At 72.6% G+C, this 26,976-nt stretch carries 26 protein-coding genes; 5 read left to right on the top strand and 21 right to left on the bottom strand.

Annotated features, from left to right (window positions below; genetic code table 11):
- Nucleotides 1–298: 298 nt before the first annotated feature.
- Nucleotides 299–1,747 (bottom strand): transcriptional repressor NsdA, encoded by a 1,449-nt coding sequence (gene nsdA, locus ACRWND_RS09995; protein ID WP_431948156.1) that lies wholly within the window; start codon nt 1,745–1,747, stop codon nt 299–301.
- Nucleotides 1,748–2,044: 297 nt separating this feature from the next.
- Here nsdA and ACRWND_RS09990 point away from each other — a divergent pair, with 297 nt between their 5' ends.
- Complete coding sequence (locus ACRWND_RS09990; protein ID WP_431948154.1) at nt 2,045–2,719, top strand: bifunctional DNA primase/polymerase; 675 nt, start codon at nt 2,045–2,047, stop codon at nt 2,717–2,719.
- An 83-nt stretch (nt 2,720–2,802) separates the two neighbouring features.
- Here ACRWND_RS09990 and ftsY read toward each other — a convergent pair whose 3' ends face one another.
- Nucleotides 2,803–4,029 (bottom strand): signal recognition particle-docking protein FtsY, encoded by a 1,227-nt coding sequence (gene ftsY, locus ACRWND_RS09985; protein WP_431948152.1) that lies wholly within the window; start codon nt 4,027–4,029, stop codon nt 2,803–2,805.
- A gap of 100 nt (nt 4,030–4,129) precedes the next feature.
- On the opposite strand from ftsY, the gene ACRWND_RS09980 reads away from it, so the two are divergent.
- A complete protein-coding gene (locus ACRWND_RS09980; RefSeq protein WP_431948150.1) occupies nt 4,130–5,119 on the top strand; it encodes an LLM class flavin-dependent oxidoreductase in 990 nt (329 codons plus the stop codon).
- Nucleotides 5,120–5,174: 55 nt separating this feature from the next.
- Here ACRWND_RS09980 and smc read toward each other — a convergent pair whose 3' ends face one another.
- From smc to ACRWND_RS09910, 14 genes are all read right to left on the bottom strand, one after another.
- Nucleotides 5,175–8,732: a chromosome segregation protein SMC gene (gene smc, locus ACRWND_RS09975; RefSeq protein WP_431948148.1), complete on the bottom strand. Its 3,558-nt coding sequence runs from the start codon at nt 8,730–8,732 to the stop codon at nt 5,175–5,177.
- A gap of 179 nt (nt 8,733–8,911) precedes the next feature.
- The gene (locus ACRWND_RS09970; protein WP_431948146.1) at nt 8,912–9,100 is read right to left on the bottom strand and encodes a hypothetical protein; all 189 of its coding nucleotides are present in this window, start codon (nt 9,098–9,100) and stop codon (nt 8,912–8,914) included.
- 410 nt (nt 9,101–9,510) lie between these two features.
- Nucleotides 9,511–9,792 (bottom strand): acylphosphatase, encoded by a 282-nt coding sequence (locus ACRWND_RS09965; RefSeq protein WP_431948144.1) that lies wholly within the window; start codon nt 9,790–9,792, stop codon nt 9,511–9,513.
- A 204-nt stretch (nt 9,793–9,996) separates the two neighbouring features.
- Nucleotides 9,997–10,296 (bottom strand): hypothetical protein, encoded by a 300-nt coding sequence (locus ACRWND_RS09960; protein ID WP_431948142.1) that lies wholly within the window; start codon nt 10,294–10,296, stop codon nt 9,997–9,999.
- A 236-nt stretch (nt 10,297–10,532) separates the two neighbouring features.
- Nucleotides 10,533–11,432 (bottom strand): bifunctional DNA-formamidopyrimidine glycosylase/DNA-(apurinic or apyrimidinic site) lyase, encoded by a 900-nt coding sequence (gene mutM / locus ACRWND_RS09955; RefSeq protein ID WP_431948140.1) that lies wholly within the window; start codon nt 11,430–11,432, stop codon nt 10,533–10,535.
- 93 nt (nt 11,433–11,525) lie between these two features.
- Nucleotides 11,526–12,275 (bottom strand): ribonuclease III, encoded by a 750-nt coding sequence (rnc, locus tag ACRWND_RS09950; protein ID WP_431948138.1) that lies wholly within the window; start codon nt 12,273–12,275, stop codon nt 11,526–11,528.
- Nucleotides 12,276–12,294: 19 nt separating this feature from the next.
- Entirely contained in the window at nt 12,295–12,468 is a 174-nt protein-coding gene (gene rpmF, locus ACRWND_RS09945; RefSeq protein WP_026251550.1) for a 50S ribosomal protein L32, read from the bottom strand.
- Between the two features lie 2 nt (nt 12,469–12,470).
- Complete coding sequence (locus ACRWND_RS09940; RefSeq protein ID WP_431948135.1) at nt 12,471–13,094, bottom strand: YceD family protein; 624 nt, start codon at nt 13,092–13,094, stop codon at nt 12,471–12,473.
- A gap of 91 nt (nt 13,095–13,185) precedes the next feature.
- Complete coding sequence (locus ACRWND_RS09935; RefSeq protein ID WP_431948134.1) at nt 13,186–14,268, bottom strand: ATP synthase F0 subunit B; 1,083 nt, start codon at nt 14,266–14,268, stop codon at nt 13,186–13,188.
- 10 nt (nt 14,269–14,278) lie between these two features.
- A complete protein-coding gene (gene coaD / locus ACRWND_RS09930; RefSeq protein WP_431948235.1) occupies nt 14,279–14,758 on the bottom strand; it encodes a pantetheine-phosphate adenylyltransferase in 480 nt (159 codons plus the stop codon).
- A gap of 35 nt (nt 14,759–14,793) precedes the next feature.
- The gene (gene rsmD, locus ACRWND_RS09925; protein ID WP_431948132.1) at nt 14,794–15,375 is read right to left on the bottom strand and encodes a 16S rRNA (guanine(966)-N(2))-methyltransferase RsmD; all 582 of its coding nucleotides are present in this window, start codon (nt 15,373–15,375) and stop codon (nt 14,794–14,796) included.
- Nucleotides 15,376–15,445: 70 nt separating this feature from the next.
- The gene (locus tag ACRWND_RS09920) at nt 15,446–15,988 is read right to left on the bottom strand and encodes a hypothetical protein (protein WP_431948233.1); all 543 of its coding nucleotides are present in this window, start codon (nt 15,986–15,988) and stop codon (nt 15,446–15,448) included.
- Between the two features lie 94 nt (nt 15,989–16,082).
- The gene (gene recG, locus ACRWND_RS09915; protein WP_431948130.1) at nt 16,083–18,281 is read right to left on the bottom strand and encodes an ATP-dependent DNA helicase RecG; all 2,199 of its coding nucleotides are present in this window, start codon (nt 18,279–18,281) and stop codon (nt 16,083–16,085) included.
- Between the two features lie 588 nt (nt 18,282–18,869).
- Nucleotides 18,870–20,543 carry a DAK2 domain-containing protein gene (locus tag ACRWND_RS09910; protein WP_431948128.1) on the bottom strand — a complete coding sequence of 558 codons (1,674 nt, stop codon included), beginning with the start codon at nt 20,541–20,543 and terminating at the stop codon, nt 18,870–18,872.
- Between the two features lie 267 nt (nt 20,544–20,810).
- Here ACRWND_RS09910 and rpmB point away from each other — a divergent pair, with 267 nt between their 5' ends.
- Nucleotides 20,811–20,996 carry a 50S ribosomal protein L28 gene (gene rpmB, locus ACRWND_RS09905; protein ID WP_014628431.1) on the top strand — a complete coding sequence of 62 codons (186 nt, stop codon included), beginning with the start codon at nt 20,811–20,813 and terminating at the stop codon, nt 20,994–20,996.
- Between the two features lie 127 nt (nt 20,997–21,123).
- On the opposite strand, the gene thiD is transcribed toward rpmB, so the two are convergent.
- Both thiD and ACRWND_RS09895 read right to left on the bottom strand, forming a co-directional pair.
- Nucleotides 21,124–21,912, bottom strand: a complete 789-nt coding sequence (gene thiD, locus ACRWND_RS09900) for a bifunctional hydroxymethylpyrimidine kinase/phosphomethylpyrimidine kinase (RefSeq protein ID WP_431948125.1) — start codon at nt 21,910–21,912, stop codon at nt 21,124–21,126.
- A gap of 22 nt (nt 21,913–21,934) precedes the next feature.
- The gene (locus ACRWND_RS09895) at nt 21,935–22,894 is read right to left on the bottom strand and encodes a thiamine-phosphate kinase (protein WP_431948123.1); all 960 of its coding nucleotides are present in this window, start codon (nt 22,892–22,894) and stop codon (nt 21,935–21,937) included.
- A gap of 155 nt (nt 22,895–23,049) precedes the next feature.
- On the opposite strand from ACRWND_RS09895, the gene ACRWND_RS09890 reads away from it, so the two are divergent.
- The gene (locus ACRWND_RS09890; protein WP_018562083.1) at nt 23,050–23,283 is read left to right on the top strand and encodes an Lrp/AsnC family transcriptional regulator; all 234 of its coding nucleotides are present in this window, start codon (nt 23,050–23,052) and stop codon (nt 23,281–23,283) included.
- Nucleotides 23,284–23,306: 23 nt separating this feature from the next.
- Entirely contained in the window at nt 23,307–23,795 is a 489-nt protein-coding gene (locus tag ACRWND_RS09885; RefSeq protein ID WP_431948231.1) for a DUF3515 domain-containing protein, read from the top strand.
- Between the two features lie 30 nt (nt 23,796–23,825).
- Here the strand turns inward: ACRWND_RS09885 and ACRWND_RS09880 are convergent, their stop codons facing one another.
- Genes ACRWND_RS09880 through ACRWND_RS09870 form a run of 3 tightly spaced genes read right to left on the bottom strand, consistent with a single transcriptional unit; the run spans nt 23,826 to nt 26,713 of the window.
- A complete protein-coding gene (locus tag ACRWND_RS09880) occupies nt 23,826–24,962 on the bottom strand; it encodes a D-alanine--D-alanine ligase family protein (RefSeq protein ID WP_431948120.1) in 1,137 nt (378 codons plus the stop codon).
- A 27-nt stretch (nt 24,963–24,989) separates the two neighbouring features.
- Entirely contained in the window at nt 24,990–25,991 is a 1,002-nt protein-coding gene (locus ACRWND_RS09875) for an NAD(P)H-dependent glycerol-3-phosphate dehydrogenase (protein WP_431948118.1), read from the bottom strand.
- A complete protein-coding gene (locus ACRWND_RS09870; protein ID WP_431948116.1) occupies nt 25,988–26,713 on the bottom strand; it encodes a lysophospholipid acyltransferase family protein in 726 nt (241 codons plus the stop codon). The genes ACRWND_RS09875 and ACRWND_RS09870 overlap by 4 nt, the downstream gene beginning before the upstream one ends.
- Nucleotides 26,714–26,976 lie beyond the last annotated feature (263 nt).

Genomic DNA, 26,976 nt, shown 5'->3' with positions numbered 1-26,976 from the left:
CGGCCCCGCTGGGCGCCGCCCATGACGACGCCGTCACGACTCGGTCGCCCCTCGGGCCGGTCGACGAGCTGTATACGTGCCGCGTGTGCCGGGGTGTGCAAACCTCGCCACGCCGGCGAAGGGACACGCCGGCGCACATCGGCGCGCACAGGCACGCATCGGCGCGGCGCGACGAGGCGCCGGTCCGGTGACGAGGACCGGCCGCGGCGGGCCACCCGGTTGACCTGGCATGGGGGAGCCGAGTCGGGCTGTCGGGATGGCCGGCCGCGGCCGGCGTGCGGGGGTGCGGACCGCCCGCTCAGGCGGTCGCGGCGACCTCGGAAAGGTCGGCCGCCAGCCGCTCGCTGAGCTGGGCGACCTCGGCGACCTCGCCGAAGTCGCGCAGAGCGGTGTCGGCGGTCTTGCGGATACGGGTGTTCACCCGCTCGGAGCGCACGTTCTTGGCGACGTCGATCGCCTGGACGGTGAGGTGGGCGGCCTCCTCCGGGCTGCGCTGCAGCAGGTGCACGGTGGCCATGCCGATCAGGTTGAGGGCGTAGGCGCGCTGGTGGACGGTGTCCTTCGCGAACAGCCTGACGGCCTCCTGCATCACCGGGTGGGCGAGCGACGCGTACGTGGGGCTGCGGCCGGCCACATACGCCAGGTCGCGGTAGGAGTGGGCGTTCTCGGCGTTGAGCTCCGCCTCGTTGAAGAAGCTGATCCAGTCCGGGTCCTCGGCGGGCCGGGAGTCAGCGTAGGACTCCTCGGCCATGCGCACGGCGCGATGGCACTTGCCGACCTGGCCCATGTTGGCGTAGGCGCGGGCTTCCACCGCGTAGAGCATCGCCTGGGTGGTGGCGCTCGCGCTGTCCCTGCTGCCGTACTGCGCCAGGTGGATGAGTTCCAGTGCGTCGTCCGGCCGGTCCAGGTGGATCATCTGGCGGCTCATGCTGGACAGGACGAAGGCGCCCAGCGGGCGGTCCTCGGCCTCCTTGGCCGCGTGCAGGGCCAGGACCAGGTACTTCTGCGCCGTGGGGTGCAGGCCGACGTCGTACGACATCCAGCCGGCGAGCGCCGCGAGCTCGGCGGTGACGCGGTAGAGCCGCTTGGCCACGGACTGCGGGTGGGACTCCTGGAGCAGGTCGGTGACCTCGTGCAGCTGACCCACCACGGCCTTGCGGCGCAGACCGCCGCCGCACTGGTTGTCCCACTGCCGGAACATCACCGTGGTGGCCTCCAGCAGCTGCAGCTCGGGCTCGGAGAGCCGGACCCTGGCGCCGGGCTCGCGCGGCGGGGGGACGTCGGCCCCTGACCCGGAGGTGGGCACCAGCCAGCGCTGCATGGGCTCGACCAGTGCGGGGCCGGCGGCCAGCGCCAGGGAGGTCCCGAGGAAGCCGCGGCGGCCCAGCATCAGGTCGCTGCGGGAGAACTCGTGGATCAGCTGGACGGTCTGCGGCCCCGCCCACGGCAGGTCCACCCCGGTCGACGCGGGCGGCTGCTGGGTGGGGCGCAGCCCCAGGTCCTCCACCGGGACGACGGTGCCGAAGCGCTCGGAGAACAGCTCGGACAGGATGCGCGGGATCGGCTCGCGCGGCTGCTCGCCGTCCAGCCAGCGGCGCACCCGTGAGGTGTCCGTGCTGACGTGCAGTGCGCCCATCTGGCGCGCTCTGCGGTTCACCTGACGGGCGAGTTCGCCCTTGGACCAGCCGCTGCGCACAAACCAAGAGGTCAACTGCGCGTTGGGCTGCTTGTCCTGTGTGCCGCCCACCGTGACGCCCCCATTCCGTCGCCCAACACCTCCGGGGATGAGGGCTGTTGCCTTGGCCCCATGTGCCTCAGTGTCCTACGGGTCTTGCCTCCGGCATACCCGCCGGACCGCGCACACTCCCGGGGCTTGTGAACCGAAAGTAATCCTACGATCACCCGTCCGGCGACGCCTTCAGCGAAAACGCCACCATTCGCCACCCCAATGAATGAACTCGATGCGCGCGGGGCGCGATTCACTTGACACATGCCGATCAGGCAGGGGCGTAACCATCGGCGACGGCGACCCGTTGGGGGTGTCATGGGCTTCACGATCGGCAGCATGCGGGAGATGCGTCACATCCGCTCCGGCGCGCGCCGCCGGACGCACGCCTCGGCGTGCACCACCGTGGCGGAGTACACCGGGCTGTGCGGTTGGGCCGTGGCGCCCGGCGCGCGCGCCACCCGCGGGGGCGGTCAGTGCTCCTGCGGCGACCCGGAGTGCCGGGCGCCGGGCGCCCATGTGCTGGAGTTCGCCGGCGAGGTGCCGGCCGGGGCCACCCTCGAGGAGGCCGTGGCCGCCTGGGAGCGTGTGCCGGGCGCGGCGCTGATGCTTCCCGTGGGGCGCGCCTTCGACGTGATCGACGTGGCGGAACGATCCGGCGTGCGCGCTCTGGTGCGTCTGGAGCGGATGGGGCTGCGGCTCGGTCCGGTCGTCGCCACCCCGGACGGCCGGGCGCAGTTCTTCGTCGCGCCGGGGGCCGCCGCCGAGCTCCCGCACCTGCTGTACCGCATGGGCTGGGACGACGCCGACCTCGACCTGCGCTGCCTGGGGCCGGGCGACCATGTGACCGCCCCGCCCTCCGACCTCGGCGGACTGGGCCCGGTCCGCTGGCTGCGGCCGCCGGCTCTCGACGCCGCCCGCCGGCCCCCGGAGGCCCGGCTGCTGCTCGGCACACTGGCGTACGTCTGCCAACGGGACCGCGCGCACGCGTGAGGCCACGAGCAAGGGGCGCACTCCCGGGAGTGCGCCCCTTGTCATGTCCTGTGCAACGGGGCGCGGGTGCCGGCGGCCGCCGGTTACGCGCCGATCAACGCGTCCACGAAGGCCTCGGGCTCGAACGGCGCGAGGTCGTCCGGTCCCTCGCCCAGGCCGATCAGCTTGACGGGGACGCCCAGCTCGCGCTGGACGGCGACGACGATGCCGCCCTTGGCGGTGCCGTCGAGCTTGGTGAGCACGATGCCGGTGATGTCGACCACCTCGGCGAAGACCCGGGCCTGCACCAGGCCGTTCTGGCCCGTGGTGGCGTCCAGGACCAACAGGACCTCGTTCACCGGGCCGTGCTTCTCCACGACGCGCTTGACCTTGCCGAGCTCGTCCATCAGGCCCGTCTTGGTGTGCAGCCGTCCCGCGGTGTCGATGAGGACGACGTCCGCGCCCTCGGCGATGCCCTCCTTGACCGCGTCGAAGGCGACCGACGCCGGGTCGCCGCCCTCGGGCCCGCGCACGGTGCGGGCGCCCACCCGCTCGCCCCAGGTCTGCAGCTGGTCCGCGGCCGCGGCCCGGAAGGTGTCGGCGGCGCCGAGCACGACGCTGCGGCCGTCGGCCACCAGGACACGGGCGAGCTTCCCGGAGGTGGTGGTCTTGCCGGTGCCGTTGACCCCGACGACCATCAGCACCGCCGGCTGGTCGGCCCCGTCCGCGTTCGGCACGCCGTCGGTGCGCAGCGAGCGGTCCAGGTCGGTGCCGACCAGGGTCAGCAGTTCCTCGCGCAGCAGCTGCCGCAGGTCGGTGGGGGTGCGGGTGCCGAGCACCTTCACCCGGGTGCGCAGCCGCTCCACCAGCTCCTGGGTGGGGGCGACGCCGACGTCCGCGGTGAGCAGGGTGTCCTCGACCTCCTCCCAGGTGTCCTCGTCGAGGTGCTCGCGCGAGAGCAGCGTGAGCAGCCCCTTGCCGAGCGCGTTCTGCGAACGGGAGAGCCGGGAGCGCAGCCGCACCAGGCGGCCTGCGGCGGGCTCGGGCCGCTCGATCTCGGGGGCGGCCGGACGCTCCTCGACCAGGACGCCGCCTGCGGAGGCGTCCTCGGACTCGGGGAGCTCGACCTCTTCGATGGTCCGGCGGGGCTCGTCCCGCGGGGCCTCGGCCTCCTCGCCGACGTGCGGTTCGGCGGGAGGCGCGGTGATCGTCGGCTGCTCGGCGGGAGGCGCGGGGGGCAGCTGCTTCCTGCGGCGGCTGCCCACCACCAGCCCGCCGGCCGCGAGGATCACGACCAGGGCGATGACTACGGCAAGAATGACGGTTTCCATAACCCGTCCAGTATCGGTCACGCGGCCCGCCCTCCCGGGTACCACCCGGCGGGCCTCCCCGACTCCGTCGACCTGACGTTCCATCAGGTAACGTCGGGGTATGCCCGCCACCGTCCTGCGCTTCAACCTCGCCGGCCCCGCGGCCTCGTCAGGGGCGCCGGCGCACCGCTATCGCGCGGCCCTGGAGATGGCGGCCTACGCCGACGAGCACGGCGTCGCCACTGTCCAGACCGAGGAGCACCACGGCTCCCCCGACGGCTGGCTGCCCTCGCCCCTCCCCTTCGCGGGGGCCGTCCTCGGCGCGACCCGCCGGATCACCGTCACCGTCTCCGCGCTGATCGGGCCGCTGTACGACCCGCTGCGGCTGGCCGAGGACCTCGCGGTGCTCGACCACGTCGGCGAGGGACGGCTGGTCACCGTCGCCGGCATCGGCTACCGGCCCGAGGAGTACGCGGCCCACGGGGTCGACTGGCGCAGGCGCGGCGCCCTGCAGGACGAACTGCTGGACACGCTCCTGAAGGCCTGGACCGGTGAGCCCTTCGCCTTCCGCGGCCGCACCGTCCGGGTCACGCCCCGACCTCGGAGCTCCCCGCACCCGCTGCTGCTCGTCGGGGGCAGCTCGCGGGCCGCGGCACGCCGGGCGGCGCGGTTCGGCCTCCCCTTCTTCCCCAGCGCCCACCTGCCGGAGCTGGAGACGTACTACCTGCGGCAGCTCGCCGAGCACGGTACCGAGGGCTGGTGCCTGATGCCCCCGCCGCGGCTGCCGCTGCTGCACCTGTCCGAGGACCCGGACCGCACCTGGGCCGAGTACGGCCGGCACCTGTTCCACGAGGCCGCCGCCTACGCCTCCTGGCAGTCGGCCGGCAACCGCTCCGCGGTGCTCTCCACCGCGGCCTGCCCGGAGGAACTGCGCCACGAGGGCCTCTACCGCGTGCTCACCCCCGACGAGTGCGTCACCTACGCGGAGACGACCTCCGACCCGGCCGCCGCCCTCGTGCTGCACCCGCTGTGCGGGGGGATGCCGGTCGAGGAGGGATGGCGGAGTCTGCGGCTGTTCGCGGAGCGGGTGCTGCCGCGCCTGGCGGGCTGACCGCACGGCCGGGGGCCTTGAGCGTCCCCGGACGCCGTGCCGGGCGCTGCCGGCCTCAGGCCTTGAGTCGCTGGCTGATGACCTTCGACACGCCGTCGCCCTGCATGGAGACGCCGTACAGCGCGTCGGCGACCTCCATGGTCCGCTTCTGGTGGGTGATGACGATCAGCTGCGAGCTCTCCTGCAGCTCCCGCATGATGCCGATGAGCCGCTGCAGGTTGGTGTCGTCCAGAGCGGCCTCGACCTCGTCCATCACGTAGAACGGGCTCGGCCGGGCCTTGAAGATCGACACCAGCAGCGCCACCGCGGTCAGCGAGCGCTCCCCTCCCGACAGCAGCGACAGCCGCTTGACCTTCTTGCCGGGCGGACGGGCCTCCACCTCCACCCCGGTGGTGAGCATGTTCTCGGGGTCGGTGAGGATCAGTCGGCCCTCGCCACCGGGGAAGAGCCGGGAGAACACGCCCTCGAACTCGCGCGCCGTGTCGTGGTAGGCGGCGGTGAAGACCTGCTCGACGCGCTCGTCGACCTCCTTGACCACCTGGAGCAGGTCGGCCCGGGTCTTCCTCAGGTCCTCCAGCTGCTCCGAGAGGAACTGGTGCCGTTCCTCCAGCGCCGCGAACTCCTCCAGCGCCAGCGGGTTGACCTTGCCCAGCTGCTGGTACGCCTTCTCCGCCGCCTTCAGCCGCTTCTCCTGCTCCGCCCGGTGGTAGGGCCGCGGCCTGTTGCGCGGGTGCTCGGGGTCCTCCGGCAGCACCTCGCCCTCGGCGGGGGGCGACGGCGGCACGAGCTGGTCGGCTCCGTACTCCGCCACCAGGCCCTCGGGCTCGACGCCGTACTCCTCCAGCGCCCGGCCCTCCAGCTGTTCGATCCGCAGGCGCTTCTCGGCGCCCAGCACCTCGCCCTTGTGGACGGAGTCGGTCAGCCGGTCCAGCTCGGACTTCAGCTCCCGGCCCAGGCGGCGCGCGGTGTCCAGTTCCGCCTCGCGCTCGGCCTTGGCGCGCTCGGCCGCGCCCCGCTCCTCGTCCGCGCGCCCCAGCGAGACCTGGGCATGGGCCAGCAGGCCCTGCGCGCCCTTCAGCACCGCGGAGGCGACCTGCGCCTCGTACTCCAGGCGCGCCTTGCGACGGGCGGCGCGGGCCCGGGCCTCGCGCTCGGCGCGGGCGGCGCGGTCCAGCCCGTCGGCGCGGCCGGCCAGGCCCTTGACCCGCTCCTCGTGCGTACGGACCTGGAGCCGCGCCTCCATCTCGGTCTGGCGTGCGTTGGCCCCGTCGGCGGCCAGCCGGTCCCGTGCGGATGTGTCCGGCTCCTCGTCGGCGGGAGCGGCCTCCGCCTCGCCCAGCCGGATGGAGAGCTCCTCGAGCTCCTCTCTCGCGGCCGCCAGCGACTCCTCTGCCCGGCCCACGGCGGCGGCGGCGCGTTCCGCCTCCCCCGCCGCGGCACGGGCCTGTCCACCGAGCCGGCCCAGCTGCTGCGCCACTGCCGACTTCTCCTTCTCCGCCGCCCGTCGACGCTGCGTCAGCCCGTCGACCACCCGGGTGGCCGCGGCCCTGCGCTCCTCGGCCGCCGCCTGCTCCTCCGCGAGCGCCTCGCAGCGCCCGGCCAGGGCCTCCATCTCCGCGGCGGCCTCGTCGACGGCCGCCTGGACCTCCAGCAGGCTGGGGGCTCCGGCCGAACCGCCGTGAGCGAAATGCGCGCCGAGGACGTCGCCTTCCCCGGTCACCGCGATCAGCAGCGGACGGGCGGCGACCAGCGCCTCGGCGTCGGCGAGGCTGTCCACGACGACGTAGTCCCGCAACAGGCGGCGCACAGCGGGAAGCAGTTCGTCCGGGCCGGTGACCAGCGAGGCGGCCGCCCGCGCGCCCGGCGGCGCCTCGGCGCTCTGCTGCGGGGCGGTGCCACCGGCGAGGAGCAGTGCGGCGCGGCCCGCGTCGTCCTTGCGCAGCAGCCGCAGGGCCTCGGCGGCGGCTGACGGTCCGGTCACGGCCACGGCGTCGGCGGCGGCGCCCAGCGCCGCGGCGACCGGCACCTCGTGGCCCGGAGCGACGGTGAGGAGTTCGGCGGCGGGGCCGAGCAGCCCGGCCAGACGGTCGCCGGCGGCGAGCAGCGCACCGGTGCCGTCCTTGCGGCGCAGGCCGAGGGCGAGGGCGTCGTGACGCGCGGCGACGGCGGCCCGCCGGCGCTCGGCGGCGGTGGCGGCCTCGCGGGCGGCGGAATGGGCCTCGTCGGCGCGCGTCTGCTCGTCCTCGGCGGCCGCGAGGCGCTCGTCCAGGTCGAGGTCGTCGGCGTCCAGATCCTCGACCCGGGCCCGGAGTTCCTCGTACTCCTCCTGGGCGGACTCGGCGCGCTCACGCGCCTCGTCGCGGGCGGCGGCCAGCCGGCCGATCTCCGCCTCGGCGGACGCGGCCCGGGAGCGCGCGGCGTTGACCTGGCCCTGCAGCCGGGCGAGGCCCTCACGGCGGTCGGCGATGGCGCGGGCGGCGACTTTGAGGGCCTTGTCCTCCTCCGCGAGGCGTCGCTCCAGCTCGGCGCGGTGCCGGACCGTGTCGTCCAGGGCCCGCTGGGCCGCTTCCAGCGCGTCCGTGAGCTCCGCCTCCTGGGCGCGGATGCGGGCGGCCTCGCGTTCCATGTCCTCCGGGTCGCGGCCGCGCCGCTCCTCGGCGGGCTGCGCCGTGGCATGGCGTACCCGCTGCTCGGCCAGTCCGATGGTGCCGCGGACCCGCTCGGCCAGCTGCGACAGTCCGTACCAGGTGGCCCGGGCGTCGGCGAGCCGCGGGGTGAGCGCTCTGACCTGCTCCTCCAGCAGCGCCTCCCGCCGCACGGCGGCCGCCAGGTCCGTCTCGACGGCGTCGCGGCGCTCCTTGAGCGCGGCCTCGTCGGCGACCTCGGCGCGTAGCGCCTCCCGCAGCGTGACCAGGTCGTCGGCGAGCAGCCGCAACCGGGCGTCGCGCAGGTCGGCCTGGATGGCCACCGCCCGGCGGGCCACCTGGGCCTGCCGTCCCAGCGGCTTGAGCTGACGGCGCAACTCACCCGTCAGGTCCTGGACGCGGGCCAGGTTGGCCTGCATGGCGTCCAGCTTGCGCAGCGCCTTCTCCTTGCGCTTGCGGTGCTTGAGGACGCCGGCCGCCTCCTCGATGAAGGCGCGGCGGCCCGTCGGATCGGCGTGCAGAACCGAATCCAGCTGGCCCTGACCGACGATCACGTGCATTTCGCGGCCGATACCGGAATCGGAGAGCAGTTCCTGGATGTCCAGCAACCGGCAGGTGTCGCCGTTGATCTGGTATTCGCTGCCGCCGTTGCGGAACATGATCCGCGTGATGGTGACCTCGGCGTATTCGATCGGCAGCGCGCCGTCGCCGTTGTCGATCGTGAGTGACACCTCGGCGCGGCCGAGCGGCGGCCGTCCCGTCGTGCCGGCGAAGATGACGTCCTCCATCTTGCCGCCGCGCAGCGACTTGGCACCCTGTTCGCCCATGACCCAGGACAGCGCGTCCACGACGTTGGACTTGCCGGAACCGTTCGGGCCGACGACGCAGGTGATGCCGGGCTCGAACCGCAGCGTCGTCGCCGAGGCGAATGACTTGAACCCGCGCAGGGTCAGGCTCTTCAGGTGCACGCCGCTGGACTCTACCTTCCGCTCCCGGTTTCACCGAGGAATGCGGGGGGCACATGCAATGCAAGGGCGGAGATCATGGGAGGGCGACAACGGGGCGGTCAAACGACGAAGGGACGCCGGGGCGTCCCTTGCACATTCCCAAACGGAGTCGTTTCCACTTGACCGGCCGAAAGGCCGGATCAGGCGAGAACCGGCTCCGCGTGAGGTACGTCGACGAGCTCGCGCGAGGCGGCGGCCAGCGCATCGTTCTCGGCCTGGATCCGTACGAGCTCGGTTTCCAGGTCCTGGACACGCTGCTGCAGCCTTCGCATCTCGGCGAGGAGTCGAGGGTCGGGGCCGCCGACGTAACCGAGAAGCGCCTTTGCCATGATGGATGGTCCTCCACGCTGAGTGACCGACCGGGGAGCGGTTCGGATCGTTTGTGAGGGGTTAGAGGCACCCGCGCCGTGTGCGCCGCAGCTGCTCTTTTCCATACGTACAGCCGCGGTGCGCGGGGCTTCAAGCGTCTCACCAAATGATGGGACGGTCAACACGATCACAACCCGGCCGTCAGGCGCGCCTAAGAAAACACGGCGCGGAGAAGGGCGCCGCGCCCCGCGTGGCATGGAGGACGGGGCCGTCAACCGCTCCCCGAAGATCGCCGCGTCCTCGATGTCCGCAGCCTTGCATGCGACGCGCGAAATGGCAACCTCCTTGCCGCTCTTGCCAGGTGGGATTGCCGATGATCTGCCGCCGCGTCGCTCACCTGCGGGGAAGGGGCCCCGTGACGGGCGGTGCCTCAGCGGATCGCGAAGCCCTCGTAGCCGCCGCGCGGCTCGCCCCAGATCTCGGTGACGCCGTCGACGCGTCCGGGCGTGTCGCCGGCCCGCAGCCAGTCGAGCAGGCGGTCGCAGTGCGACTGGTCGCCCTCGGCCACGACCTGCACACGGCCGTCCGAGAGATTGCTCACATAACCGTCCAGACCGCCGATCTCCAGCGCGGTCGCTCGTGTCCACCAACGGAAACCCACCTGGTGCACGCGCCCCCGCACCCAGGCCGTGAGCCGGACGTCGTCCTTCATGGGGAGCACGCTAACGCGCCGACTTCCCGGGCTTCACACCGGCCCCGCCCGTCATGCGCCACCGTCGCGCCGCAACAGGACGCACCCGTTCGGGCGAGAGACGTCGACCGGCCGTACATCCGCCGCAGCCCGAGCCGGACCGGCGACATCGCACGTGCCGGAACTCGTTCTCGACGGAATCCGGAAATGATCACCGTTGACGGTTCACAGCATTCCGTCATACGGAGCAGCGACGACGAGGATCATGTACGCGACCGCAGCTCCGCTTCCTATGAGGCCGAGCACGATCCCGGCCACGGCTCGAGATCTACTCGCCTGTGCACGTGCCGCCGCCCGGTATTCGATGACGCCTCGTGCCAGGCCGGCTATCCCCATCGGAAGGGCGAAGACCCAGACCAGCAACCACAGCGGACAGCAGCACCAGAAGGCCACGGACATTCCACCGAACCAGACCGCAAGATCCAGTGTGCCGCCTGTCTGCCCCGTGGTGCTGCTGGAAGTCATGCGTTGATCCAAGCAGGCCAGTGACCAGGGACACCCTGGGGGGTCGCCCGCCCCCTGAGCGCGGCCGTCGTCGTGTTCGAGGGCAGCCGACCCTGGTCTGGTGGCCCGGCCGTGCCGGGGACGTCCGGGGGCGCAGCCGCCCGCCGATGAGCCAGGTCGATGCTGGGCACCTGCCGGGGCCTGCGGGACTCGTGAGGGGCCTGCGGTGAAGGAAGTGCGCCTGGCGTGAAGCCGGACTACGACGGGCGGGCGACGGGCGCGGACACGCCGACGGGGCCGCGGGGCGGTCGCTGGCAGCGCGGGCAGAAGTAGCTCGACCGGTTCATCCAGGGGCGGCGGCGTATCGGTGAGCCGCAGCGGCGGCAGGGTTCGTCCTCGCGGCCGTAGGCGTCCAAGGAGCGGTCGAAGTAGCCGGACTCCCCGTTGACGTTGACGTACAGGCTGTCGAAGCTCGTGCCGCCGACGGCGAGGGCGTCGGTCATGACCTCGCGGATGTGGGTGAGCAGTTCGGCGGTGACCGGCCGGGTCAGGGTCACGGTCGGCCGCTCGTAGTGCAGCCTGGTGCGCCACAGGGCCTCGTCGGCGTAGATGTTGCCGACCCCGCTGATCAGCGACTGGTCCAGCAGCGCCCGCTTGATCGTGGTGCGCCGGCGGCGCAGCGCGGCGTGGAAGGCCGCGTCGTCGAAGCGGGGGTCGAGCGGGTCGCGGGCGATGTGGGACAGGGGGAGCGGCAGCCGCTCGGGATCGCCGGGCACGCACTCGTGCAGCGACAGGCCGCCGAAGGTGCGCTGATCGACGAAGCGCAGCTCCGTGCCGAGGTCGTCCGCGAAGCGGATCCGGATCCGCAGGTGGGTCTCGGCGGGTGCGTCCTCGGGCTGGACGAGCAGCTGACCGCTCATGCCGAGGTGGCCGAGGAGGGTCAGCGGGGAGTCCTGGAGCGGCAGCCACAGGTACTTGCCGCGGCGCAGGGCTGGACCGAGGGTCTGCGCCTCCAGCCGGGCGGCGAAGTCCGCTCCGCCCGCGAGGTGGCGGCGCACGGACCGGGCGTGCAGCACCTCGGCGCTTGCGACCGTGCGACCGCTCACCCAGCGGTCCAGGCCGCGGCGTACGACTTCGACCTCGGGCAGCTCCGGCACGCCGTGCGCTCCTCTCGGACGGCGGTTCCCCGCCCGGGGAACCGCAAGGCCCGTCCGGTCGGCTTCGGGCCTTGCCGGACGGGCCTGACGGTTTCAGCTCGCGACAGTGCCGTTCGCGTCGCGCTTGGCGCGGATGCCGCGCCAAGCGGCCTCGGCGGCCTGCTGCTCTGCTTCCTTCTTGCTGCGGCCGGTGCCGGTGCCGTACTCGACACCACCGACGCGGGCGGCAGCCGTGAAGGTCTTCTCGTGGTCGGGTCCGGTCTCGGAGACCACGTACTCCGGGACACCGAGTCCCTCGCCCGCGGTGAGTTCCTGGAGGCTGGTCTTCCAGTCCAGGCCCGCCCCGAGGTTGGACGACTTCTCGATCAGCGGATCGAAGAGCCGGTGCACCAGCTCCGACGCGGCGTCCAGACCCTGGTCCAGGTAGACCGCGCCGATCACCGCCTCGAGGGTGTCCGCGAGGATCGACGCCTTGTCCCGGCCGCCCGTGCCCTCCTCGCCGCGGCCGAGGCGGATGAAGCTGCCCAGGTCGAGGCCCCGGCCGACGCCGGCGAGAGCGCGCGAGTTGACCACCGCGGCCCGCAGCTTGGCGAGCGTGCCCTCCGGCAGGTCCGGGTGGGTGCGGTAGAGCGTGTCCGTGACCACCAGGCCGAGCACGGAATCCCCGAGGAACTCCAGGCGCTCGTTGGTGGGCAGACCGCCGTTCTCGTACGCGTACGAGCGATGGGTCAGCGCACGCGCCAGAAGGGCGGGTTCGAGTGTGTACCCGAGCCGCCCTTCCAGAACCGCGGGGGACGAGGCTGCCTTACCGGCGTCCGTCGACGTTGCGCCGTCTGACGACATGGAGCCCCTCACCCGCCGATCAGACCTCGAGGACCTGACGACGGTTGTAGGTGCCGCAGCTCGGGCACGCGATGTGCTGCTGCTTCGGCTCGTGGCAACGCTCGCACGCCACCAGGCTCACGGGCGCAGCCTTCCACTGCGAACGGCGGTGGCGCGTGTTGCTGCGCGACATCTTCCGCTTGGGAACAGCCACGGCTACTTCTCCTGGTTCTCGTCGACGCCGTCCTCGGCGCCGCTCAGCTGGATTTCCTGCAGGGCCGCCCAACGGATGTCGGTGACCTCGTGGTGGTGGTCCGGGTCGTCCGCCAGCCGCGCCCCGCAATCGGAGCACAGACCGGGACAGTCGTCCTGGCACACCGGCTGCAGCGGCAGTTCGAGAACCACCGCGTCCCGCAGCACGGACTCGAGGTCGAGCAGGTCGCCCTCGAGGAAGAGTGTGTCCTCCTCCTCGGCGTCGTCACCGGCGTCGGAGGCATGGTGCCCACCGGTCCGGGTGTCGGCGTCGGGGTAGGAGTACAACTCCTGGAAGTCCGTCTCGAGCTCGCGCTCGATCGGCTCCAGACACCTTACGCACTCCCCCGAGAGCGGTGCGCGGGCGGTGCCCGTGACGAGCACCCCTTCCATCACCGACTCCAGGCGGAGGTCCAGCGTGATCTCCGTGCCCTCGCGGACACCGATGACCTCGATGCCCATGTCCTTGGGGGCGGGCACCGAGCGGGAGACCTTCTTCATCGCCCCAGGACGACGACCCAGCTCATGCGTGTCGAACACGAGCGGGTTGCGGTGGTCGAGGCGGGTGTTCAGGGCTCCTGCTTTCATCGGTTCGGCGCGTGCCCGTCGGTACGGCGGCGGGCACGCCAAATCGCCGGGGATCACACGGCTGAGGGATCAGGATACCCGCCCCCCGGCCTCAGCCCAAACCGCGCTCCTGCTCCAGCTCACGCAGCCGGTTGAGGTCGATCATGCTGGTGTCGAAGAAGCTCGTCTCGTCCAGCGCGGCGCCCTGACCCTGCTGGTGCTGCTGCGGTGCGTACTGCTGGTGCTGCTGCTCGTAGCCGGACTGCTGCGGCTGCTGCCAGCCGTAGTTCGGGTCGTAGTAGGCCTGCTGCGGCTGCGCCGCGTAGGGGTCGGCGTACTGGCCCTGCTGCTGGTACGGATCCTGCTGCGCTACCTGCTCCTGCTGGTACGGGTCGTGCCGCTGGTAGCCGTAGTCGGGCTGGCGCACGGCGTTCGGGTCGTACTGGTAGTCGCCCGGGGCTGCGGGGGCGGCCAGTCCCGCGAGGTACTCGGCGTCGGACTGGCCGGGGGCCTGGCCCTCGGCGTCCGCGTCGTGGCCCAGGTGGGCGCCCAGTTCGTCGATGGGGCGGTGGCCGGTGAGCTTGAGGCGGCCCCGTCCGACGGCCTCCAGGGTCTTGCTGAGGACCGCCTCGAAGGCGCTCAGCTTGGCGTCCACGTACTGGTCGGCGCGGCGGCGCAGCGTCTCCGGGTCGGCGCTGCGCTCCGGCGCGTCGTCGTCCTCGTACGGGTAGCCGTTCTCGTCGAGGGCCGGGCCGTGGCCCAGCAGCTTCTCGCGGCCGCGGTCCACCGAGCCGATGGTCTTGGTCAGCACGACCTCGAAGTTGGCGAGCTTGCTGTCGACGTAGTCGTCGGCCTCGGCCCGGATCTCGGCGGCCTCGCGCTGCGCCTCCGTGACGATGCGCTCGGCCTCCTGCTGGGAGCGGCGGGCGATCTCCGTGTCGGAGATCAGCGAACCGCGTTCCGCGTGCGCGGCCTCGATGATCCGGCCGGCCTCGGCCCGGGCCTCCTCGACCATCTGCTCCCGGCCGCCCAGCAGCTGCTGGGCCTGGGAGAGCGAGTCGGGCAGCGCCGACCGCACGTCGTCGAGCATGGCGAGCAGCTCGGCTCGGTTGACCACGCAGGAGGCCGACATCGGCATGGACCGGGCGGCCTCCACGGCGGCCACGATCTCATCGAGCTTCTTCTGGACGTCCACGTCGCCGACTCTACTGCCGCGCGAGCTTGTTCTTGAGCGCCTCCAGCACGACGGGGGGCACCAAGTGCGCGACGTCGCCGCCCCATTGCGCCACCTCCTTGACCAGGCTGGAGGACAGGAAGCTGTAGGTGGGGTTCGTGGGGACGAACAGGGTCTCCACGCCGGACAGACCGTTGTTCATCTGGGCCATCTGCAGTTCGTAGTCGAAGTCGCTGACCGCCCGCAGGCCCTTGACGATGGCGGGGATGTCGCGCTGCTTGCAGAAGTCGACCAGCAGGCCGTGGAAGGACTCGACGCGCACGTTGCCGTACTCGGCGGTGACCTCCTCGATGAGGGCGATGCGCTCCTCGATCGAGAAGAGGCCCTTCTTGGACTTGTTGATCATCACGGCCACATAGACCTCGTCGTACAGGCGCGAGGCCCGGGCGATAATGTCGAGGTGCCCATTGGTGACGGGGTCGAAGGACCCTGGACAGACGGCGCGGCGCAACGGTGACTCCTCGCTCTGAGGGCTCTGCGGGTGGTTCATGACACGTCGGTGACGTCGGCGGCGCGACCGTACCAAAGCGTCCCTTCGCCGTACCGGCGGGCCCTGATCCCTTCGTACCCCTCGGGCCAGCGGAACTCCCCGCCGCGGGTGCTCCTCTCCACGGTGGCGACGGCGTCCGCGTCAAGCCAGCCCCGGGTGCGGAGTGTGAGCAGGATCTCGCGCACCTCGTCGTCGGTGACCGCGTACGGCGGGTCCAGGAACACCAGGTCATACGGCTTTGCCGGGGGCTCTTCCGCGATCACCTTCTCGGCTTTGCCGACCCGCACCTCGGCCCCGGGCAGCCTGAGGACGCGCACGTTCTCCCGGATGACCCGGGCTGCCCGCGCGTCGGCCTCGACCAGCAGCACGTGCGCCGCGCCGCGCGACAGCGCCTCCAGGCCGACGGCGCCCGATCCTCCGTACAGATCGATGACCCGCGCCCCGTGCAGGGCGCCGCGCAGCGACTCCCAGGTGGAGAACAGCCCCTCCTTTGCCCGGTCCGAGGTGGGTCGGGTTCCGTTGCCCGGCGGCACGGCCAGGCGGCGGCCACCGGCGGATCCGGCGATCACGCGGGTCATCTGCGACTCATTCGTCTCGTGGGCGGGCGGAGCGGCGCCTGCGGGACGCCGCTCCCCCACGATACGTAGGTCAGTCCCTGCCTCGCTCACCCCCGGCCCCCGGCAGGGGCGGCTCCGCCGCCCCGACGAGCGCCGGCGAGGCGTAACGCGACCAGGACAGGCACCCGTCGGGCGGGCAGTGCTCGGGGTGGCGCGGGTCGTGACCGAGTTCACGCAGCTTCGTCCGGACGGAGTCGGGGGTGCGGCCGAAGCGGGCGGCTATGCGGGCGATGGACTCGCCGTCGTGGAACCGGCGGACCAGCTCCTCCTCGTGCTGCGGCACCCAGGGCGCGCCGTGCCCCGGGAACAGTTCGCGCAGCACGTCGCGGTCGGGGATGGGCTCGGAGACGTCGGCCACGAGCGCGAGAGCGCGCAGGGCGCGGTTGAGGGCGATACGCAGGGACGGAACGTCGGTCAACGGCAGCGTCAGGGAGCCGGAGGCGAGGAGGGTGTCCGGGTCGTCCTCGGACCAGCCGGCCAGGGTCAGGGTGACGGTGGAGTCGTCGTCGCTGGACAGTTCGATCCGGAAGACCTTCTCGCCGAGCGGCAGTTCGTTGAGATGGCGGAACGACATGAAATCAGCCCCCAAGGGTCCGAAGACGCCTTTCCCGAGCGGATCGGCGCGGACTGTGTCCATTCTCCCAGGGGGCACTGACAATGACGGGTCGTCAGCCCTTGTCCAGGTACTGCTCGCGGTCCGCGTCGACCAGGCTCTCCAGGGCGCTGCGCAGATCCGGCTGGCCCGCCAGTTCGGGGTCCGCCGCGACCAGTGCCGTGGCCTCCTCGCGAGCGGCCGCGATCACCTCCTCGTCGTCGATCACCGTCAGCACCCGCAGCGACGAGCGCGTCCCGGACTGGGCCTGCCCCAGCACGTCGCCCTCCCGCCGCTGTTCGAGATCGATGCGCGACAACTCGAAGCCGTCCAGCGTCCCGGCCACGGCGTCCAGCCGGGCGCGGGCCGAGGTCGCCTCCGGCATCTCCGACACCAGCAGGCACAGACCGGCCGCCGAACCCCGGCCCACCCGGCCGCGCAGCTGGTGCAGCTGGGAGACGCCGAAACGGTCCGCGTCCATGATCACCATGGCGGTGGCGTTGGGCACGTTGACGCCGACCTCGATCACCGTGGTCGCCACGAGCACGTCGACCTCGCCGGCGGCGAAGCGGCGCATCACGTCGTCCTTCGCCTCCGGCTGCATCCGCCCGTGCAGCACCTCCACCCGCAGCCCCGCCAGCGGCCCCTTGGCCAACTGCTCCGCGATCTCCAGAACTGCCAGCGGCGGTCGCCGCTCCGCCTCGCCCTGCGCGGCCTTCTTCTTCGGCGCGTCCGCCTCGTCGTCCGAGTCGCCGATCCGCGGGCACACCACATACGCCTGATGCCCGTTGCCCACCTCCTCGCGCACCCGCTCCCAGGCGCGTGCCAGGAAGTGGGGCTTGTCCTTGGCCGGCACGACATGGGTGGCGATGGGCGAACGCCCGGCCGGCAGCTGGTCCAGCACGGAGGTCTCCAGGTCGCCGAAGACCGTCATCGCGACGGTCCGCGGGATCGGCGTCGCCGTCATCACCAGCAGGTGCGGCGGCTGCTTGGCCTTGCCCCGCAGTGCGTCGCGCTGCTCGACTCCGAAGCGGTGCTGCTCGTCCACCACCACCAGGCCCAGGTCGTGGAACTGCACCTTGTCCTCGATCAGCGCATGCGTGCCCACGACGATCCCGGCTTCACCGGTCACCAGGTCCAGCAGCGCCTGCCGGCGGGCGGCGGCCCCCATCGAGCCGGTCAGCAGCACGACCTTCGTGCCCAGGTCCGAGCCGCCGAGCATGCCGCCCTCGGCGAGGTCGCCCATCATCTGCGTGATCGACCGGTGGTGCTGCTGCGCCAGGACCTCCGTCGGCGCCAGCATCGCGGCCTGGCCTCCGGCGTCGACCACACCGAGCATGGCGCGCAGCGCCACCATCGTCTTGCCGGAACCCACCTCGCCCTGCAGCAGCCGGTGCATCGGGTGGTCCGTGGCCAGGTCCGCGAAGATCTCCGCCGACACCTTCTGCTGGCCCTCGGTGAGCGTGAACGGCAGCCGCGCGTCGAACGCCGTCAGCAGGCCGTCCTTTGCCGGCACGCGCGGCACGGCGGGCAGCGCGTCGTCCGCCGCCCGGCGCCGCGCGAGGGCGACCTGCAGCACGAACGCCTCGTCCCACTTGAGGCGTTCCCTGGCGACCATGATGTCGGCCTTGGAGCGGGGGCGGTGGATCTTCTCCAGCGCCTCCGGCAGCGGGGCGAGCCCGCGCGACTCACGCAGCGCGGCAGGCAGCGGCTCCCCCGTGCCGGACCACTGCGTGGCGCCCAGCGAGGTCAGCACGGTGTCGACCGTCTTCGCGATCGTCCACGAGTTGACCTGCTTGCACGCCGGGTAGATCGGGATCAGCCGGTTCGCGAAGGCGTCCACGGCGTCCTCGCCGTCCTCGGCGTCCAGCAACTGGTACTCGGGGTGAGCCAGCTGAAGCACCCGGTTGAACACGGACACCTTGCCGGCGAACATGCCCCGGCGGCCCGGCAGGAGGTCGTGCTCCGGCTTGAACACGCCTCGGCCGAAGAAGACCAGCGTCAGCGAGCCGCTGCCGTCCGTGACGACCACCTCCAGCCGCGCCTTGCCCGCGCCGTACGTCTTCTTCGTCGCCTTGGCGACGCGGGCGACGACGGTGACGTGCTCGTCCAGCGGGAGGTCGGACAGGCGGGTCAGCTCGCCGCGTTCGGCGTAGCGGCGGGGATAGTGGTGCAGCAGGTCGCCGACCGTGCGCAGGCCGAGGTGGTCGGCGAACACCTTCGCGGTGCGGCCGCCGACGGATTTCGTGAGCGGTTCGTCAAGGGCAGCGGACATCGCGTCCATCTTCGCGCACGCCACGGACAATGTGGGGGCGCGTGTCCGCGTCTGCGTGTGCGGGTGTGTTCGTGTTGCGGTTGTTCGCCACCGCCCTCCCTCCCGGCGCCCCGAATGGTCGGGCGGGGCGGCGCACTGTGCGCGGTGGGCCGGGTGCGGGGACTTGGGGGTGGGCATTCCGGACCGCATAGTCCGGGACGGGGCCGGCGGGTGAGGGGCGGTCCGGTGTCCACGGTTGCCTCCATGGACCCCGCTGGACGTCCGCCGCTCGGCGAACGTGGGGTGGGGCTGCGGTGCGGGGTGGCGGACGTCGCGCTACCGACCCCTACAGCCGGTCAGCAGCCTGGCGATACGGAGAGGCGGGGAGGTGGGGTACGGCCGAAGGCTGGGGGTGGATGTTCTGGACGGTGCGGCATGTTCGTGTGCCGTGTCCGGGTGCGAGAAGTGCCGCCCGCACGCACGTGGACACGCCAGTCCAGGACGTCCAGCCCCAAGGCCCCGCCCCGGCCCCCAAGAGACTCGCGAGGCGGCCGCTGAACGCGCCGCGCGGGAGGGCGGGGAACAGCACCCGCCCCCCGCAACGCACCCCTACTCGACCCCGATGAGCAGGGGGCACGTCTCCTGTCCCCCCTCGTACACGACCGTGTCCACCGCGAGGTGGCAGTCTCGGACGTGCGCTTCGAGCCGGTCCGCCAGATCCGCCGGCGCGCCGGCCCCGATGACCAGCGTGACCATCTCCCCGCCCGCCGCGAGCATGCGGTCCAGGACGATGGTGCCGGTCTCGACGAGGTTGCCGCCGATCACCGCGACGTCCCCGTCGATGAGGCCGAGGACGTCACCGGCCTGGCAGACGCCGGCCATCGTCCAGGACCGGGCCTGCGCGACGGCGAGCTCGGCCCAGCGTGTGGCGCCGGCCGCGGCGGTCATGGCGACGACGTCCTCGTCGAAGCGCCGGGTGGGCTCGTGGACGGCGAGGGCCGCGATGCCCTGCACCGGGGAACGGGTGGGGATGAGGGCCACGCGGACGCCCTCCGCCCGGGCCTGTTCGGCCGCGGCGCCCACCGTGTGCAGCAGTTCGGCGTCGTTGGGCAGGAGCACGACCTCGTGGGCGTGCGCGCGGCGGACGGCCTCCGCGATGTCTCCGCTCGCGGGCCGTTCCCCGGGCCGGACGGCCACCACGGTGGCGCCGGCCCGGGCGCAGAGCCCGGCGAGGCCGTCGCCGCGCACCACGGCGACGACGGCGCGCAGCGCGCGTTCCCCCCGCTCGGCGTCCGCCCCGCGCTGCGTCCGCGTCTGATCCCCGAAGTGCGTCACCTTGATCCGGTACGGACGTCCGGCCTCGATGCCGGCCTCGATGGCGGCGCCCACGTCGTCGACGTGGACGTGCACGTTCCACAACCCGTCCCCGCCGACGACCACCAGGGAGTCGCCGAGCCGGTCCAGGCGGGCGCGCAGTTCGGGGACGGCGCGGTCGGGCGCCTCCAGGAGGTAGACGACCTCGAAGCCCGGCCCGCCGGGCACCGCGTGCGGGTCACCGCCTTCCGCACTCCCCCGGGCGGTCGCGCAGCCGTACGGCATGACCGGGGCGGCGGCGCTCCTGGGCAGCGGCACCCGCAGGGCGTCGTCGAGCGGGCCCATCGGGGCCTGGCCCGAGACCGCGTCCGCGAGGGCGCCCAGGACGGCCACCAGGCCGCGCCCGCCGGCGTCGACGACACCGGCGTCGCCGAGGACGGCCAGTTGCCGCGGGGTCGCCGCCAGCGCGCGGCGCGCCGCCTCGTACGCGGCGCGGGACACCTCGCGGACGTCGCCGCTCGCCGCGGAGGCGGCCTCCGCGGCCGCCGTGGCGACGGTCAGCATCGTGCCCTCGACCGGGTGCGCGACCGCCTGGTACGCGGACTCGGCGGCCCGGCGCAGGGCGGGCCGCAGGTCGCCGGCGTCCTCGGCAAGGACCTCGGCCATGCCGCGCAGCAGTTGGGCCAGGATCGTCCCGGAGTTCCCGCGCGCCCCGATGAGCGCCCCGTGCGCCATGGAACGCATGCAGGAGGTGAGGTCCGGTGTGCTGCCCGAGGCGGCGTGGCCCTCGAAGACCGCGTCCACGGACTGGGCGGCGGATTCCACCGTCAGGAAGAGGTTCGTGCCGGTGTCGCCGTCGGCCACCGGGTAGACGTTGATCGCGTCGATCTCCTCGCGTGCCCGCCCCAGTGCCTGAAGGGACAGCCGGCACCATGCGCGCACCGCGGGCGGGTCGAGCGTCGGCGGCACGTGTTTCCTCCTGCGGGGCGGCCGGGGACCTGGGGTGGGGAGGTGTCCGCACGCAGCGTACTGAGGGCCGGGCTCCCCCGGGCGACCGCCCGTACCGCTGACCATGGTAATTTCGAGGGACAGGAGCGGACGTAGTATGCTGCTCCGGTTGCCCGGGGCTGTCCCGGGCCATCCCTCGGCACCAGTGGTCGCGCATCCATGATTTGGACGGGCGTCGGCGCCGCCGGGATTCATCCGTTAGCGCATCTGAAGTCTTTGGAGTGACCCGTGGCTGCCAACTGCGACGTCTGCGGCAAGGGGCCGGGCTTCGGCAACAACATCTCGCACTCGCACCGCCGTACCCGCCGTCGTTGGAACCCCAACATCCAGACGGTGCGTGCCGTGGTCGGTCGGACGCCGAAGCGCCTCAACGTCTGCACCTCGTGCATCAAGGCCGGCAAGGTCGCGCGCTGACGCATAGGACGTCGTAGCGCAGCCTTGCGGCTACCGGAGCCGGTCCACCCCTGGTGGTGGACCGGCTTTCTGCTGTGTCCGCGCCCCCTGTCCGCGGCGAACCTGCCGGGAACCCGCCGGGCGTCCCTCAGCGCTGCCGCCAGGCGTGGTCCACGGGGCCGATGCCTCCGCCCAGGGGGAAGCCCGCGGCGATGGCGCCGGTGACGTACTCCTTGGCGGCGTCGGCCGCCTCCGGGACGTCCAGCCCGCGCGCCAGGAACGAGGCGAGGGCGGACGCCAGGGTGCAGCCGGTGCCGTGGGTGTGGCGGTTGTCATGGCGCGGGGCACGCAGCCAGTGCTCGGTGCTGCCGTCGGTGAGCAGGTCGACGGCGTCGCCGCTCAGGTGCCCGCCCTTGATCAGGACCCAGCGGGGACCGCACGTGAGGACGGCGGCCGCGGCCTCGCGCATGGCCGGCTCGCCGTCCACGAGGACTCCTGTGATCTGGCGCACCTCGTCCAGGTTGGGCGTGGCGACGGTGGCCAGCGGCAGCAGCCGGGTCCGCACCGCGTCCGCGGCGTCGGCGGCGAGCAGCGGGTCGCCGTGCTTGGAGACGCCGACGGGGTCGACGACCACGGGGACGTCGAGCGGGGCGAGGAGTTCCGCGACGGCGGTGACGAGCGCGGCCGAGGAGAGCATCCCGGTCTTCACGGCCTGCACGCCGATGTCGTCCACGACGCTGCGGAACTGGGCCCGTACGGCCTCCGCGGGCAGTTCCCAGGCTCCCTGCACGCCCAGCGAGTTCTGCGCCGTGACGGCCGTGACCACGCTCATCCCGTGAACGCCGAGTGCCAGCATGGTCTTCAGGTCGGCCTGGATGCCGGCGCCGCCGCCGGAGTCGGAGCCGGCGACGGTGAGCACGCGCGGTGGGATCGTCATACGGCGAATCTAGTCGCCGCCTCTACTCGGCCCGGAAGTGGTCCCAGCCGCCCGCCGTGTCCCAGGGTGCGCCGTCCACGGTGACCTGGGGCGCCGTGGTGGCCTTCGCCACCCGGCCGATGACCCGCCAACGGGCGGGCAGTTTCGTGTCCGGGGGGAAGGCGGCGACTATCGCGTGGTCCTCTCCCCCGGTAAGCACCCAGTGCAGCGGGTCGACTCCGACGGCCTGGCCGATGTCGGCCATCTGCGCGGGGATGTCGATGTCCGCGGAGGACAGGTCTATGGCGACGCCGCTGGCGGCCGCGATGTGGCCGAGGTCGGCGACGAGCCCGTCGCTGACGTCGGTCATGGCCGTCGCGCCGAGTTCCGCGGCGGCGGGGCCCGCGTGGTACGGAGGTTCGGGGCGGCGGTGCGCCTCGACGAAGGCGCGCGGCGAGCGGAAGCCCCGGGAGAGGACCGCGAGTCCGGCCGCGGACCAGCCCAGCCAGCCGGTGACGGCGACGATGTCACCGGGTCGGGCACCGGATCGGGTGATGGGTTCGCGGTCGCCGAGGTCGCCCAGTGCGGTGATGGAGAGCATGATCGTGTCGCCGCGCACGACGTCGCCGCCGACCACGGCCGCGCCGGCCACCTGGCACTCGTCGCGGATGCCGTCCATCAGCTCGACCGGCCAGGTCACCGGCAGGTCGGCCGGCACGACCAGGGCGAGCAGCACCGCGGTCGGCACGGCTCCCATGGCTGCGATGTCGGCGAGGTTCTGCGCGGCGGCCTTGCGGCCCACGTCGTAGGCGGTGGACCAGTCGCGGCGGAAGTGCCGGCCCTCCACGAGCGCGTCGGTGGTGGCCACGACCCGCCGGTCGGGGGCGGCGACCACGGCGGCGTCGTCACCCGGTCCGAGCCGGACGGCCGGGCTGGTGGTGAGCCGGGCCGTCAACTCCCTGATGAGCCCGAACTCCCCCAGTTCGCCCACGGTGCCCTTCATCTGACTGTCCCCTTCACCTGGCCGGTCCCCTTCTGTGTGCGCGTGTGCGGCGGCTTCGGCACGGCCGGTACCGCGCGGGTCTCCCCGCCGCGTGCGGCAACGCGGTACCGTGACGTTCCCTCCCACATGATCCTCGTAGCCGCCCTGGAGGTTCCGTGGTACAGGCGTACATTCTGATTCAGACCGAGGTGGGAAAGGCCTCGGCGGTAGCGGAGGTGATCTCCAAGATTTCCGGGGTCATCCAGGCCGAGGACGTCACCGGCCCGTACGACGTGATCGTGCGTGCCCAGGCCGACACGGTCGACGACCTGGGTCGACTCGTGGTGGCGAAGGTGCAGCAGGTGGAGGGGATCACCCGCACCCTGACGTGTCCGGTCGTCCATCTGTAGGCCCCCTGTAGGCTCGCCGGGTGATGTACCGCCGGGTCGCGCTCGTCTCCGTGTCCGCCGTCGCGTGCTTGTCCGCGGCGGCGGTCTGGATCTCCGCCTCCGGCGACGCGGGCGGCGTCGCCGTGCCGTCGCCCTCCGCCTCCGCCGCCCGGCTGTGCGGCGCCCTCCACGACGCGCTGCCGGAGAAGGTCGACGGCCTGTCGAAGCGGTCGCTGAGCCCGGTGTCCGACCTCACCACCGGATGGGGGGATCCTACGGTGGTGCTGCGCTGCGGCGTACCGCGTCCCGAGATGCTCACCCCGGGCAATCCGGTGTACAACCCCACCGCGGACGTGGTGGAGGTCAACGGCGTGAGCTGGCTCATCGAGCCGACCGGCGACGGCTACCGCTTCACGACGACCGGGCGCAAGGCCTTCGTCGAGGTGACCGTACCCGCCCGGTACCAACCCGAGGTCAATCCGCTGACCGACCTCGGGCACGCCGTGCGGACGACGATCCCCTCCGAACTCTGACGTAGGGGGCTCGGTCCCGGCCGGGCGGGATCAGCGCAGGCCGGTGGGGCGCCGCAGCGCGGCCTGGATCAGCCGGTCCACCAGTTCCGCGTAGCCGACGCCGCTCTCCTGCCACATGCGCGGGTACATGGAGATCGGCGTGAAGCCCGGCATGGTGTTGATCTCGTTGATCACGAACTCGCCGTCGTCCTGCAGGAAGAAGTCCGCGCGGACCAGGCCCTCGCAGGAGGCCGCGTCGAAGGCGGCCACAGCGAGCCGCTGCACCTCGGCGGTCTGCTCGGGGGTCAGCGGAGCGGGCACGACGCCCTCCGCGGAGTCGATGTACTTCGCCTCGAAGTCGTAGAAGTCGTGAGCCGTGACCGGCGGGATCTCCGCGGGGACGGAGGCGCGCGGCCCGTCCTCGAACTCCAGGACACCGCATTCGATCTCACGGCCGCGCAGCAGCGACTCCACGAGCACCTTGGGGTCGTGCCGGCGGGCCTCCTCAATCGCCGCGTCCAGGCCGGCGAGGTCGTCCACCTTGCTGATGCCCATGGAGGACCCGGCACGGGCGGGCTTCACGAAGACCGGCCAGCCGTGCGCGGCGGCGAAGTCCACGACCTTCGCGCGGGCCGCGGCCGGGTCGTTCTCCCACTCCCGGGGGCGGACCACGACGTACGGACCGACGGGCAGGCCGAAGGAGGTGAAGACCCGCTTCATGTACTCCTTGTCCATGCCGACGGCGGAGGAGAGCACACCGGAGCCGACGTAGGGCACGCCGGACAGTTCCAGCAGGCCCTGGAGGGTGCCGTCCTCGCCGTACGGTCCGTGCAGCATGGGGAAGACGACGTCGACGTCGCCCAGAGCCTTGGGCACCGAGCCGGGCTCGCTGTAGACGACCTCGCGGCTGGCCGGGTCGACCGGCAGCAGCACCGTGCCGTCGCAGGACTCGGTGAGCTGCGCGACGTTCGGCAGCGCGCGGTCGGCGATCGCCATCCGGGACGGGTCGTCGGCGGTCAGCGCCCAACGGCCGTCGGTGGTGATGCCGATCGGCAGCACGTCGTACTTGTCGCGGTCGATGGCGCGCAGCACGGCGCCTGCGGTGACCACCGAGATGGCGTGCTCGGAGCTGCGTCCGCCGAAGACGACGGCGACGCGCGGCTTGCGGGAAGAAGGCTGATTGCTCATGTCGCGTCGACCTTACCGTTCCGGACGTCAGCGCTCCGACTTGGCGGACCGCGACATCAGCTCCTTGACCGCGACGGCGGGCTGCTTCCCGTTGTGCACGATGTCGACGACGGTCTCGGCGATGGGCATGTCGACGCCGTGCCGGCGGGCCAGGTCGAGCACCGACTCGCAGGACTTGACGCCCTCGGCGGTCTGCCGGGTGACGGCGATGGTCTCCTCCAGCGTCATGCCCTTGCCCAGGTTGAAGCCGAAGGTGTGGTTGCGCGACAGCGGCGAGGAGCAGGTCGCGACGAGGTCGCCCAGCCCCGCCAGACCGGAGAAGGTCAGCGGGTCGGCGCCGAGCGCGATGCCGAGCCGGGTGGTCTCGGCCAGTCCGCGCGTGATCAGCGAGCCCTTGGTGTTGTCGCCCAGGCCCATGCCGTCGGCGATGCCCACGGCCAACCCGATCACGTTCTTCACCGCGCCGCCCAGTTCGCAGCCCACCACGTCGGTGTTGGTGTACGGCCGGAAGTACGCGGTGTGGCTGGCGGCCTGCAGCCGCTTGGCGACAGCCTCGTCGCGGCAGGCGACCACGGAGGCGGCGGGCTGCCGAGCGGCGATCTCCTTGGCCAGGTTGGGGCCGGACAGCACGGCGACGCGCTCCGGGCCCGCCTTGGCCACCTCCTCGATGACCTCGCTCATCCGCTTGGCCGTGCCGAGCTCGACGCCCTTCATCAGGCTGACCAGCACGGCGTCGCGAGGCAGCAGCGACTGCCACGCGGCCAGGTTGCCGCGCAGCGTCTGCGCCGGCACGGAGAGGATCACGAACTCCGCGCCCCGGGCGGCCTCGGCGGGGTCGGTGGTGGCGGTGATCGTCGCGGGCAGCTCGACACCGGGCAGGTAGTACGGGTTGCTGCGGGTGGTGTTGACGGCCTCGACCACCTCCGGGCTGCGCCCCCACATGGTCACCTCGGCGCCCGCGTCCGCGAGCACCATCGCGAAGGCGGTGCCCCAGGAGCCCGGGCCGTAGACCGCACAGCGCGTCGTCACTTGGCGGTTCCCTTCTGCTTGCGGGGGTCGAAGCGCTCGGCGGGCGGGTTCTGGCCGCGCAGTTCACCGAGCAGTTCGCTGACCGCGGCCATGATGGTGTCGGTGGCGTCCCTGAGCACCTCGGCGCTGGCCTCTTGGCCGTAGAAGGCCGACAGGTCCACCGGCGGCCCGGCGACGACCCGCAGGGTCCGGCGCGGGAAGAGGCGCACCTTCTTCTCCTTGGCGTACGGCGGCATGACCTCGTTGGCGCCCCACTGGGCGACCGGGATCACGGGCGCCTTGGTCATCAGCGCGACGCGGGCGACGCCGGTCTTGCCGACCATCGGCCACAGGTCGGGGTCGCGGGTCAGTGTGCCCTCGGGGTAGAAGGCGACGCACTCTCCGGAGTTGATGGCGTCGACCGCGGCGCGGAAGGCGTTGGCGGCGTCGGTGCTCTCCCGGTAGACGGGGATCTGGCCGGTGCCGCGCAGGACCGCGCCGACGAAGGCGGGCTTGAACAGCGGCGCCTTCGCCAGGAAGCGGGGGACCCGGCCGGTGTTGTACTGGAAATGCGCGTACGACAACGGGTCGAGGTACGAGTTGTGGTTGACCGCCGTGATGAATCCGCCCTGGGCCGGAATGTGCTCCATTCCTCGCCAGTCCCGCTTGAAGAGGAGGACGAGCGGCGGTTTGGCGATGGCGGCTGCGAGCCGGTACCAGAAGCCGATTCTGCGGCGGGACACCAGAACTCCTCCTCGTTCCGCCGCCGGCCCGGGATGACCGGACCGCGGCCTGCTGTGGTCGGCGGCACCGTGCGCCCGGTGCGGCCGCACAAGTCTCGCCGGTAGGCCACCGTAACGCCAGGGTGAAAGACCCTCGGGGTGGGGCCCGGCGGCATCGCCCGGCCTGAAGGCCCCGGCGGGCGCCCGCCGGATCGCGCACCCGTGGGCGGCCCGCCGGGAAGCAGGGCCCGCGCCGGGTGGCGGTGGGACCGGCGGACCCGAGC

Source organism: Actinacidiphila sp. bgisy167 (genome assembly GCF_965342175.1).
In the GTDB taxonomy this organism is placed as follows: Bacteria; Actinomycetota; Actinomycetes; order Streptomycetales; family Streptomycetaceae; genus Actinacidiphila.
The sequence above is the reverse complement of the archived record's forward strand: the minus strand, read 5'-3'. Positions and strand labels throughout refer to the sequence as shown.

Coding starts and splice junctions, on each gene's coding strand:
- ACRWND_RS09990 (WP_431948154.1), top strand. CDS start 2,045: ATGGGCTTCACGATCGGCAGCATGCGGGAGATGCGTCACATCCGCTCC.
- ftsY (WP_431948152.1), bottom strand. CDS start 4,029: ATGGAAACCGTCATTCTTGCCGTAGTCATCGCCCTGGTCGTGATCCTC.
- ACRWND_RS09980 (WP_431948150.1), top strand. CDS start 4,130: ATGCCCGCCACCGTCCTGCGCTTCAACCTCGCCGGCCCCGCGGCCTCG.
- ACRWND_RS09970 (WP_431948146.1), bottom strand. CDS start 9,100: ATGGCAAAGGCGCTTCTCGGTTACGTCGGCGGCCCCGACCCTCGACTC.
- ACRWND_RS09965 (WP_431948144.1), bottom strand. CDS start 9,792: ATGAAGGACGACGTCCGGCTCACGGCCTGGGTGCGGGGGCGCGTGCAC.
- ACRWND_RS09960 (WP_431948142.1), bottom strand. CDS start 10,296: ATGACTTCCAGCAGCACCACGGGGCAGACAGGCGGCACACTGGATCTT.
- rnc (WP_431948138.1), bottom strand. CDS start 12,275: ATGTCGTCAGACGGCGCAACGTCGACGGACGCCGGTAAGGCAGCCTCG.
- ACRWND_RS09940 (WP_431948135.1), bottom strand. CDS start 13,094: ATGAAAGCAGGAGCCCTGAACACCCGCCTCGACCACCGCAACCCGCTC.
- rsmD (WP_431948132.1), bottom strand. CDS start 15,375: ATGACCCGCGTGATCGCCGGATCCGCCGGTGGCCGCCGCCTGGCCGTG.
- ACRWND_RS09920 (WP_431948233.1), bottom strand. CDS start 15,988: ATGTCGTTCCGCCATCTCAACGAACTGCCGCTCGGCGAGAAGGTCTTC.
- recG (WP_431948130.1), bottom strand. CDS start 18,281: ATGTCCGCTGCCCTTGACGAACCGCTCACGAAATCCGTCGGCGGCCGC.
- thiD (WP_431948125.1), bottom strand. CDS start 21,912: ATGACGATCCCACCGCGCGTGCTCACCGTCGCCGGCTCCGACTCCGGC.
- ACRWND_RS09895 (WP_431948123.1), bottom strand. CDS start 22,894: ATGAAGGGCACCGTGGGCGAACTGGGGGAGTTCGGGCTCATCAGGGAG.
- ACRWND_RS09885 (WP_431948231.1), top strand. CDS start 23,307: ATGTACCGCCGGGTCGCGCTCGTCTCCGTGTCCGCCGTCGCGTGCTTG.
- ACRWND_RS09880 (WP_431948120.1), bottom strand. CDS start 24,962: ATGAGCAATCAGCCTTCTTCCCGCAAGCCGCGCGTCGCCGTCGTCTTC.